This window comes from Tahibacter caeni, from assembly GCF_024609805.1.
Lineage (GTDB): Bacteria > Pseudomonadota > Gammaproteobacteria > Xanthomonadales > Rhodanobacteraceae > Tahibacter > Tahibacter caeni.
In genome coordinates this window covers 19,155-29,447 of sequence record NZ_JANFVR010000028.1, presented here as the reverse complement: position 1 = coordinate 29,447, position 10,293 = coordinate 19,155, and the positions used below count along the sequence as shown (strand labels likewise).

Below are 10,293 nucleotides of genomic sequence, written 5' to 3'. Positions count from 1 at the left end.
CGCGCCTGGCTGCGCTGCTCGACCGCGTGCTCGCGCCGCCGCGGCGCTGAGCGTCGCGGCACGCCGTTGCCGGCGAAGCGCCGAATACCGGATATCGCTTCGCGGCGATGAACCCGGCTGCGCGAGCGGCGGCCGATGCCTGCGCCGCTGGCGGGCGGCAGGCGCCGGAAAGGCAGCGCGAACGGCCGCGACGGCCCAGCGCAGCGACGCTGCGGCGCGGCATGCGCGGACTTCGCCTTGTGCTAGCTTTGACCGCTTCCGACAACGACGAAGCCCGATCGCGCCATGCAGACCCGCCGCACCAAGATCATCGCCACCCTGGGCCCCGCCACCGACGCGCCGGGCATGCTCCGCCGCATCATCGAGGAAGGCGTCGACGTGGTGCGCCTGAACCTGTCTCACGGCGCCGCCGCCGACCATGCGCGCCGCGCGCGCGAAGCGCGCGAGGCGGCCGAATCGCTCGGCCGCGAGGTCGGCATCCTGGCCGATCTGCAGGGCCCGAAGATCCGTATCGAGAAGTTCGCCGCGGGCCGCATCCAGCTCGAGCCCGGTCAGCCCTTCGTGCTCGACTGCCGCGCCGACGCGCCGCCCGGCGACGAACACCGCGTCGGCGTCAGCTACCTCGGCCTGCCCAACGACGTGAAGACCGGCGACACCCTGCTGCTCGACGACGGCCTGATCTCGCTGGCGGTGCTCGAGGTCGTCGAACACGAAGTGCGCTGCCAGGTGCTGTTCGGCGGCGCGCTGTCCGACCGCAAGGGGCTGAACCGCCTAGGCGGCGGCCTGTCCATCGCCGCGCTCAGCGACAAGGACCGCGCCGACATCCGGCTCGCCGCCGAGCTCGGCGCCGACTTCCTCGCCGTTTCGTTCGCCAAGAGCGCCGAGGACATGAACGAGGCGCGCCGCCTGCTGCGCGCCGCGGCCGGGCAGGGCGCGCTCGTCGCGAAAATCGAGCGTGCCGAAGCGATCGACGTGCTCGGCGAGATCATCGACGCGTCCGACGCGGTCATGGTCGCGCGCGGCGATCTCGGCGTGGAGATCGGCGACGCGGAGCTGCCGGGCCTGCAGAAGAAGATCATCCGCGAAGCGCTCGCGCGCAACCGCATCGTGATCACGGCGACGCAGATGCTGCAGTCGATGGTCGACTCGCCGATCCCGACGCGCGCCGAAGTGCTCGACGTGGCCAACGCCGTCATCGACGGCACCGACGCGGTCATGCTGAGCCAGGAAACCGCGGCCGGCCGCCATCCGGACAAGGCCGTCGCCGCGATGCGCCGCGTCTGCCTCGGCGCCGAGCGCCAGTTCGAACCGCAGGAAGGCTTCCAGCAAGGCGCCCACCGCATCGACCGCACCGACCAGGCCATCGCGATGTCGGCGATGTTCCTGTCGGTGCAGGTCAACCCGCGCGCGATCGTCGCGCTGACCGAATCCGGCGCAACCGCGCAGTGGCTGTCGCGCTACCGCTCGGCCGTGCCGATCTATGCGCTGTCGCGCAGCGCGCCGTCGCGCCGTCGCATGCAGCTCTATCGCGACGTCTACGCTATCGAGTTCGACGCGCGCGGCGTCGACCCGGCCCATGCGACGCGCGCGGCGATCCAGCACCTGTTCAATCTCGGTCGCCTCGCCGAGAATGACCGCGTCATCATCACGACCGGCGATCACACCGGCCGCCTCGGCGGCACCAACACCTTGAAGCTGCTGCGTGTCGGCGCCGGCGGCCTGGCGGAAGGGCTCGGCGAGCTCTGAGGACACCGAACTGATCCTGCCGGCAGCTGTTTTCCGTCAAATGGGATATCGGTCAACCATTCCGGAAGCGCCATGAAAACCACGCTGTATTCGATTCTCTGCGCCGCTGCGCGCGTCGCTGCACTGCTCCTCGTCGTGGAGTCACTGCTCGGTATCGCCGGTCATTTCCTGAACCCGATCGATGGCGTTCCTGTGCTGACAAACTGGATCGTGATCGGCGGCGGCTTGTTCGGAGCCGCGGTCGGCGTCGTACTCTGGATGTATCCCGGCTGGTTGGTGCGGCCGGCCGTCGGCCGCGCGGCACATGAGGTCTTGGAAAGCTCGCTGGCGGCCGATGATATTCAGCGCATCGGCATTTGCCTGATCGGCATCTGGTTCGCCGTCGATGGTATTCGCAGCCTCGTCTATCTGCTGATCCGCAGTGGCGTGGTCGCCAGCCAGGGGTACGACAATCCTGGCATCACATTGGCCATGTCGGCGCCGGACATCGCTGCTGCGCTAGCGCTGATTGTCACCGGCGTTTCGTTGACCCTGGGCAGCCGTGGCCTCGTCGGCCTGCTGATACGGCTGCGCGGTCGCAGCTGATTCACGAGTCCAGCGGGTTGCACCGGTGCGCCGCGGAAGTCCGTTGCCGCGTCGGCTCCGTCGATCGCGTCGGCATTGTGGAGCGGCCGGCAACGTCGTCACAATGGGGCCCCCGCAGTGTCGGCGGGTCTTCACCGTTATGCCCGCCTCTGCACGAAGAAGGTTTGCCATGCATCGCCTGCGTCTGTCCGTTTTTCTTTCGGCTGCCGCCTTGGTCGGCGGCCCGGGTTTCGCCCAGACCACGCCGCGCCCGGTCGCGGCCAAGGACCTCGCGAAATACTGGCTCGTCGCAAGCGAGGCTATGGAGGCGATGCGGCCGAACACCGGCGTGAATCTCTACGCGCCGAGCTGTGCCGTCGTGCGTTACGTCATCAACAGCGACGGCACCACCAGCGATGTCGTGCTTGAGAAACTGATGCCGCCTGGCGATCTCGGCGTCGTCGCGACGACGGCGATCCAGAGCCTGCGCTATGCGCCCGCGCCGTCGAACCAGGCGCTGGTGCCGGTGCTCACGCGCGTGACCCTGCCGATCAATCTGCCGCCGCTGCGCGGCACGCCGGAGGAGCAGGCCAGACTCCAGGCGCAGCGCGATCAGGTGCTCGCGCGCTGCGAGCCCGCGACGGCGGCGCCGGCCAGGGCCGGCGTTGCGAGCGACAAACCGGTCAAGGGCGGCGTCGACAAGGACAAGCAAGCGCCGGACGAGTCCGTACCGGACCAGAGCACGCCGGTCAGGCAACGCTGAGCGGCCGGTGCCGTTCACGCCGATCCACTTGGGCGCCGGACTGGCGCTGAAGGCGGTCGGTGGCCGGCGCTTCAGCCTGATCGGCTTCGGGCTGACGCAGATCGCCGTCGACATCGAGCCGCTGCTAGGCCTGATTCACGGCTGGGACGTACTGCACGGCCGCAGCCACAGCCTGCTCGGTGCGACCGTCATCGCCGCGGCGGTCACGCCGCTGACGCGAGCGCTGGGACCGCCGTCGCTGCGCGTCGCCGATCGTTGGCTGGCTGCGCACGGTCTGGCAGGCTGGTGCGAACCGCCGGACATTGGCTGGACGGCCGCCGCGGCAGGCTGCCTGCTAGGCGCCTGGAGCCACGCGCTGATGGATGCGGTCATGCACGCCGACCTGCAATTGCTCTGGCCCTGGTCGTCGGCACAGCCGTTCTACGGCATCGCGTCGACGACGGACATCGAGATCGTGTCCGCTGCTGCGGCGCTGGCAGGCATCGCCGTCTGGATCGCGCGCGCGCTGCGACGCGGCCGTTCCGCGTGACGGCGGCGCGATCGCGTCGCGCCGCCGTCGCGCATCAAGCGGCCTGCGCCTGCTCCAGCGAAGCGAGCCACTCGTCGTCGGAGCCTTCGTTGACGCCTTCGAACAGGATCGTCGACAGGTAGCGTTCTCCGGTGTCGGGCAGCATGGCGAGGATGGTCGAGCCCGGCGCGGCGTCTTCGGCGACCTTCAGCGCCGCGGCCACCGTCGCGCCGGCGGACAGGCCGACGAAGATGCCTTCCTCGGCGGCGAGGCGGCGCGACGTGTCGCGCGCGAACAGGTCGTCCACCGGCAGGACGCGGTCGGCGATTCCGCGGTTCAGCACGGCCGGCAGGAAGTCCGGCGTCCAGCCCTGGATCTTGTGCGGCTTCCATTCCTGCCCCGACAGCAGCGCGGCGCCGGCCGGCTCGCTCGCGATGATCTGCAAGTCCGGCCGCGCGAGCTTGAGCACTTCGCCGGCGCCGGTGATCGTGCCGCCGGTGCCCCAGCCGCTGACGAAATAATCGAGCCGCCTGCCGGCGAAATCGCGCAGGATTTCCGGCCCCGTCGTGCTGCGGTGCCAGGCCGGATTCGCTTCGTTCTCGAACTGGCGCGCAAGGAACCAGCCGTGCTTCTGTGCGAGTTCGGCGGCCTTGCGCACCATGCCCGTGCCGCGCTCGGCCGCGGGCGTCAGGATGACCTTGCCGCCGTAGGCGCGGATCAGCTTGCGCCGCTCGATCGAGAAGGTTTCCGTCATGACCGCGACGAACGGATAGCCGCGCGCGGCGGCGACCGCGGCCAGCGCGACGCCGGTATTGCCCGACGTGGCTTCGACGATGGTCTGGCCGGGCTTCAGGGTGCCGCGGCGTTCGGCGTCGAGCACGATCGCGAGGGCGAGACGGTCCTTGACCGAGCCGGCCGGATTGAAGGCTTCGACCTTGACGTAGAGATCGACGTGCCTGTGCGGCAGACGGTGCAGCTTCACGATGGGCGTGTTGCCGATCGTATCGAGGATGGAGTCGTAGATCATGGCGTCCTCGCGGGCAATGGAAAGAAATTCGTAAACCGGTAAATAACGGTTTGACGGTTCAGGCGGCGCACGCCAGCGGCGGCGCCGCGGTCAGCGGCGCCGCGCCGAACCAGTGCAGCTGCGCGCCGAGCGCGGCGACCTCGCCGACGATCAGCAGTGCCGGCGATGCGACGGCGTGTTCGCGCGCGAGGCGCGGCAGGCTGGCCAGGTCGCCGAGCACGACACGCTGCGTCGTGCGCGATCCGTTCTCGACCAGCGCCGCCGGCGTCGTCGGCGCACGGCCGTGCGCGACGAGACGATCGCGTATGCGTTCGAGACCGGCCACGCCCATGTACACCGCCAATGTCTGCCGCTCGGCCGCGAGCGCGGCCCAGTCCAGGGTGTCCAGCGACGCCTTGCAGTGCGCCGTGACGAAGCGCACCGACTGCGCGACGTCGCGATGGGTCAGCGGGATGCCCGCGTAGGCCGCGCAGGCCAGCGCCGCCGTCACGCCCGGCACGACTTCGTAGGCGATGCCGTGTGCCTGCAGGAATTCGATTTCCTCGCCGCCGCGGCCGAACACGAACGGATCGCCGCCCTTCAGCCGCACGACGCGCCTGCCGGCGCGTGCGTGAGCGAGCATCAGCGCATGGATCGCCTCCTGGCTCGTCGCATGCGCGCCGGCCTGCTTGCCGACGTCGATGCGCTCGGCGTCGCGCCGCGCGAGCGCGAGCACGTCGGCGCCGACGAGGCGGTCGTAAAGAATCACGTCGGCCTCGTTGAGCGCGCGCAGTCCCTTGAGGGTCAGCAGGCCCGCGTCGCCGGGGCCGGCGCCGACGAGCACGACCGAACCGGCGGTCGGCGACGCATCGGCAACGTCGAGTTCGCGTGCGACGCTAGCCTCGGCGGCGCCGGGCTGGCCGCGCCGCACGAGTTCGGCAACGCGGCCCTGGAACAGGCGTTCGAGAAAGCGGCGGCGCTGGCCGAGATCGGCGAAGCGTCCACGAATGCGCCCGCGCCAACGGTCGGCCAGCGCCGCCAGGGCGCCGAGCGAAGGGTCCAGCAGACGTTCGATCTTTTCGCGCACGAGCCGCGCGAGCACCGGCGCCGCGCCGGCCGTCGATACGGCGACGACCAGCGGTGCACGGTCGACGACGGCCGGCACCTGGAAGCTCGACAGCGCGGCGTCGTCTACGACATTGGTCCATAGGCGGCGGCGCTCGGCGGCGGCCGCGACCTGTGCGTTGACACCGGGATCAGCGGTCGCCGCGATCACGAGCCAGCGCCGTTCCAGCTGCTCTTCGTCGAACTTGCCGGAAATCAGCGAGATGCGGCCGTTTTCGGCCCAGGCCGAGAGCTGCGGCGTGAAGTCCGGCGCGATGACGGCGACCTCCGCACCGGCTTCCAGCAGTCCGGCGACCTTGCGCTCGGCCACGCTGCCGCCGCCGACGACGAGCACGGCGCGACCTGCAAGCTGCGTGAAGATCGGATAGAGTCGGGCGGCAGGCATGGGCGTTTGGCGGCGATGTCGGCGGGAGCGGAGATAAGCGACACGACCGCGGCCGCATCGTCGAGGATCATGCTCGGTGCCTGCGCCGCCGCAGGGAAGTGAGCAAACGCTGTGCCGATATGCCGTCACGGCATGTGCGCAGGGTAAAGACGTATAGACGGCTAAATGATCTGTGGTTATAGTCAGATCACCCGTTTGTAAAGAAACGGCGCCGAGCGCGGCGCCACAGAGGGCTTGCGATCAGGCCCGACCACACTGGAGACCACGATGAAACCGACTAATTACGCCACCCGATTCTGTATGAATTATTCGATTACCAATTGGCGTCGCTCGCTCGCGTCCGAACTGTTGCGATCTCCCCAGAGAAGGCCGTCATGACCCTGACCCAACTGCGCTACCTGATTGCCATCGCCGATTCCGGCCTGAACATCACCCTCGCCGCCGAACGCGTACACGCGACCCAGCCGGGCATTTCCAAGCAGCTCAAGCAGCTGGAAGACGAACTCGGTTTCCAGATCTTCGCGCGCAAAGGCAAGAGCCTCGAACGCATCACCCCCGCCGGCGTACAGGTCATCGACCGAGCCCGCGTGATCCTGGCGGAAGCCGCCAACATCCGCGCGCTGGCCGCCAATCTTCGTAACGAAGCCCAGGGCGAGCTGCGCATCGCAACTACCCATACTCAGGCGCGTTTCGTGCTGCCGCGCACCGTCGCCGCATTGAAGCGCCGCTATCCCCAGGTCAGCGTCCACCTGAAGCCCAGCGGCGACGCCGAAGTGCTCGCACTGCTCGAGCGCGGCGAAGCCGACATCGCGATCGTCTCGACGGCCGGCAGCGTGCCCGCCGGCGGCATGGCCGTGCCGCTGTTCCGCTGGGATCGTCACGTGCTCGTGCCGCGCAGCCATCCGCTGGCCAAGCTCGACAAGGCGCCGCGCCTCGACGAGCTCGCCGAATACCCGCTGGTCAGCTACGAATCGTCGCTGAAGCCCGATTCCTCGCTGCGCCGTGCGTTCCTCGGCGCCGGACTGCTGCCCCGCATTGCGATCACGGCGCGCGACGCCGATCTGATCAAGACCTACGTGCGCGCCGGCCTCGGCGTCGGCGTGCTCGCGGAAATGGCGCTGCTGCCCGAGGACCTGGCCGATCTGAAGGCGCTGCCCGCGCCGGGCCTGTTCCCGCTGTGCACGACCTGGGTCGTGCTGCGCCGCGACCGCGTGCTGCGCGACTACGCGCTCGACCTCGTCGCCGAGCTCGCGCCGCAGCTCGACCGCCGCAGTCTGCGCCGCGTGCTCGACGGCGTGACTACGCCCGACTGGCCCGCGCCGCCGCACTGGCGCCAGCTGAACGCTCCGGCCGAGGCCAAGCCGGCCGCGCACGCGGGCTTCGCCGCCCAGGCAGCCTGACCGCGCCGCAGCCGCACCCGACGACGCCGCGCCTTGCGCGGCGTCGTCATTTACGCGACCGGCCGTGCGATGACGGTCGCGGCGGCCGTTCTGCGCAAGGCTCCGTAATCCCCGCCGGAGCGTTGCCATGTCCACCTATGACGATATCCAGTCTTCCCCCGAAGTCGTGCTGTGCTCGTTCGTCGCGCCGCCGCCGCCGCTGTGCCTCGGCGTGCGCGAGAACGCGTTCGTGTCGACGGACTACTACCGGGCCGACGAGCCGCGGCTGCGCTGGCAGGTCGACCGCATCGACGGCAACGGCAACATCGCGATCTGGGTCAGCGGCCAGCCGCGCGTGCTCGTCGCCAGCATGAGCGACGGATCGCTGAGCCTGCGCGACAAGAGCGAGGAGGGCACCTTGAGCTATGCGACCGACGAGATCTGGAACGTCGTCACCCCCGATCTCTCCGCGAGCGCCCGGCACGCGCTCGAGGCGACCATCGGCGTGTCCGTGCTGATTCCGTTCCTGCTCGGCGGCGTCCAGCAGCCCGGCGTGCAGACCGGCGGGCCGGTCGCCGTGCGGCCGAACTTCGACTACGACCGCAATCTGAACATTCTCGGCAACGGCCCCTACGGCCCTGGCGACACGGTGGCGGCCTGGGACGGCTGGGGCGGCGGAGACCCGAACGAGATCTGGTTCTTCACGACGCCCGAGATACTCGCGCAGCTGAATGCGCCGGCCAGTGCGGCCGTCGCGACGTCGCTCGGCGGCGAGGAACCTTGCTCCGGCTAGACATCCGGTGCGCTGCGGGCATGCAGGCGGCGAATCGCGCCGGTCAACTGCCTTTCTTGCGCTTTATCCAGCTTTCCACGTTTTCCCTCAGCAGCGCGAGCGGGACGACGCCCTGGTCGATGACTTCGGCGTGGAATTCGCGGATGTCGAACTTCGCGCCGAGCTCGCGTTCGGCCTGTTCGCGCAAGGCGAAGATCTCGAGACCGCCGGAGTCGTAGGAGGTCAGCTGGGCCGGCATCACGGCCATGCGGTCCACCGTGTCGGCGGCGGCCGCGCGGCTGAAGCGGCCGGTCGAGGCGAGATAGTCGACGGTCTGTTCGCGCGTCCAGCCGAACAGGTGCAGGCCCGGGTCGGCGACCATGCCGCGCGCCGGCCAGATGCGCCGCGAGATCTTGGCGTAGTCGGTCTGGTAGATGCCGGCTTCCTCGGCCAGGCGCTCGGAATAGCGGCCCCAGCCCTCGAGATAGGCCGAATTGAAGCCGAGCTTGGCGATGCGGTGCGCCGGCTGCTGTTCGCTGGCCAGCGCGATCTGCAGGTGATGGCCGGGCCAGGTCTCGTGCACGAGCGTGATCTCGGCGGAGCCGCGCGTCTCGGTCTTCCAGTTCTCGAGCTGGATGCGGAATTCGCCGGGCTTGTCCGGATCGGTGCTCGGAATGTAGTGCGAGCTCACGCCGGTGCCGCGCTGGTATTCCGGGAACGGCTCGATGACGGCCGGCTGCCGCGGCATGCGCGCGAACAGCGCGGAGCTCAAGCTGCGGGCGCGTTCGAGGCCGGCGCGGGAATAGTCGAGCATTTCCTGCTCGGAGCCGAAGTGGTTCTTCGGCTCCTTGTCGACCTTCGCGATGATGGTCTTGATGTCGCGCGTGCCGTACAGGCGCTGGCCGAGGTCGGCGACGGCGGCTTCGTTGTCGGCGACGGTCTTGCGGCCGAGTTCGTAGACCTCGCGCGGGCTGCGGCTCAGGGTCGTGGAATTGCGCAGCAGCGCCGCATAGCAGGCCTCGCCGTCGGGCAGCGCCGCTAGAGCGACGCTGTCGCGCGAGCGGGCGCGATAGGTGTCGCGCAAGAAATCGCGATAGCGGCGGATCGCCGGCAGCGCCGTCGCGGTCATGACCGTGCGCAGCTCGGTCTTGAACGCGTCGTCGTCGCTGCGCTGCGCCGGCGAATAGAACGGCAGGTCCTCGGGCTTGCCGGCGAGCATGCCGTCGACTTGCTTGAGCACGCGGTCGACGACGCTCTTCGGCGAGCTGTAGCCGCGCTCCAGACCCGTGCGCAGGTTCGCGATGTCGTTGTCGACGAAGGTGCCGAGCGACGACCAGCGCGCGACGGCCTCGCGGCGTTCCTCGGCCGTCGCGACGGGCTGCGCCTGGGCCGCTTCGCTCAGGCCCGCGAGCCAGCCGTTCATGTGGCTGACGCTCCAGAGCTCGCGCCGGCAGATACGCAACTGCCGCGAGGCTTCGAGGTTCTCACGCAGGATCGCGTAGGTCACCGCGTTCGGCGTGCCGCGCAGCGGAACCGGATCGATCTTCGCGAGCTCGGCCAGCATCGCGTCCTCGTGCGCTTCGGAAGCGGCGATCTCGGCGGCGGAGTTGCGCGGCAACCGGTCGTGCGACTTGACCGGCACGCCGCTGAAATACGTCACGGTCGGATCGAAGTCGAGGACCATGTCGACGTAGCGGTCGGCCAGGGCGTTCAATGCGGCGACGTCATCGACGGCGGCCGCGGCGGCCGGCGCGGCCGCCGCTTCGGGCGTCGGCGCCGGGCGCGTCGGATGGCTGCAGGCGACGGCGAGTATCGCCGCGCTCAGCGCGGCGATCGCGGCACGGATCGGGTAGGGACGAGAAGGCAGGGACATGACGCTTTCCTTGGCGGGCCTGGGGGACACGGATAGCCCTTACGCAACGCCCGTGCCAACTGCGCGGCGATCGCAAAACCGCGCCGTTGTGCGGTTTGCCGAATTGGCCGACCCGTGCGGCGCTGTCCGCGGACACGGACAGCGTCCGCGGCGGATGGGGCTGCTCAGTCGC

At 69.6% G+C, this 10,293-nt stretch carries 9 protein-coding genes; 6 read left to right on the top strand and 3 right to left on the bottom strand.

Annotated elements, in window-relative coordinates; translation table 11 throughout:
* Window positions 1-285 precede the first annotated feature (285 nt).
* The 4 genes from pyk to NON22_RS04460 all read left to right on the top strand — a co-directional run bounded on the left by pyk (window position 286) and on the right by NON22_RS04460 (window position 3,602).
* Window positions 286-1,746 carry a pyruvate kinase gene (gene pyk, locus NON22_RS04475; RefSeq protein WP_257385723.1) on the top strand — a complete coding sequence of 487 codons (1,461 nt, stop codon included), beginning with the start codon at window positions 286-288 and terminating at the stop codon, window positions 1,744-1,746.
* 72 nt (window positions 1,747-1,818) lie between these two features.
* Entirely contained in the window at window positions 1,819-2,331 is a 513-nt protein-coding gene (locus NON22_RS04470; protein WP_257385722.1) for a hypothetical protein, read from the top strand.
* Window positions 2,332-2,500: 169 nt separating this feature from the next.
* Window positions 2,501-3,073 (top strand): energy transducer TonB, encoded by a 573-nt coding sequence (locus tag NON22_RS04465; RefSeq protein ID WP_257385721.1) that lies wholly within the window; start codon window positions 2,501-2,503, stop codon window positions 3,071-3,073.
* Window positions 3,074-3,080: 7 nt separating this feature from the next.
* Window positions 3,081-3,602: a metal-dependent hydrolase gene (locus NON22_RS04460; protein WP_257385720.1), complete on the top strand. Its 522-nt coding sequence runs from the start codon at window positions 3,081-3,083 to the stop codon at window positions 3,600-3,602.
* A gap of 34 nt (window positions 3,603-3,636) precedes the next feature.
* On the opposite strand, the gene cysK is transcribed toward NON22_RS04460, so the two are convergent.
* Window positions 3,637-4,608 (bottom strand): cysteine synthase A, encoded by a 972-nt coding sequence (gene cysK, locus NON22_RS04455; RefSeq protein ID WP_257385719.1) that lies wholly within the window; start codon window positions 4,606-4,608, stop codon window positions 3,637-3,639.
* Between the two features lie 58 nt (window positions 4,609-4,666).
* Window positions 4,667-6,097 carry a siroheme synthase CysG gene (gene cysG, locus NON22_RS04450; protein ID WP_257385718.1) on the bottom strand — a complete coding sequence of 477 codons (1,431 nt, stop codon included), beginning with the start codon at window positions 6,095-6,097 and terminating at the stop codon, window positions 4,667-4,669.
* Between the two features lie 374 nt (window positions 6,098-6,471).
* Here cysG and NON22_RS04445 point away from each other — a divergent pair, with 374 nt between their 5' ends.
* The gene (locus tag NON22_RS04445; RefSeq protein ID WP_257385717.1) at window positions 6,472-7,497 is read left to right on the top strand and encodes a LysR family transcriptional regulator; all 1,026 of its coding nucleotides are present in this window, start codon (window positions 6,472-6,474) and stop codon (window positions 7,495-7,497) included.
* A 127-nt stretch (window positions 7,498-7,624) separates the two neighbouring features.
* Complete coding sequence (locus tag NON22_RS04440) at window positions 7,625-8,269, top strand: hypothetical protein (RefSeq protein WP_257385715.1); 645 nt, start codon at window positions 7,625-7,627, stop codon at window positions 8,267-8,269.
* Window positions 8,270-8,312: 43 nt separating this feature from the next.
* Here NON22_RS04440 and NON22_RS04435 read toward each other — a convergent pair whose 3' ends face one another.
* Window positions 8,313-10,121 carry a DUF885 domain-containing protein gene (locus NON22_RS04435; protein WP_257385714.1) on the bottom strand — a complete coding sequence of 603 codons (1,809 nt, stop codon included), beginning with the start codon at window positions 10,119-10,121 and terminating at the stop codon, window positions 8,313-8,315.
* Window positions 10,122-10,293 lie beyond the last annotated feature (172 nt).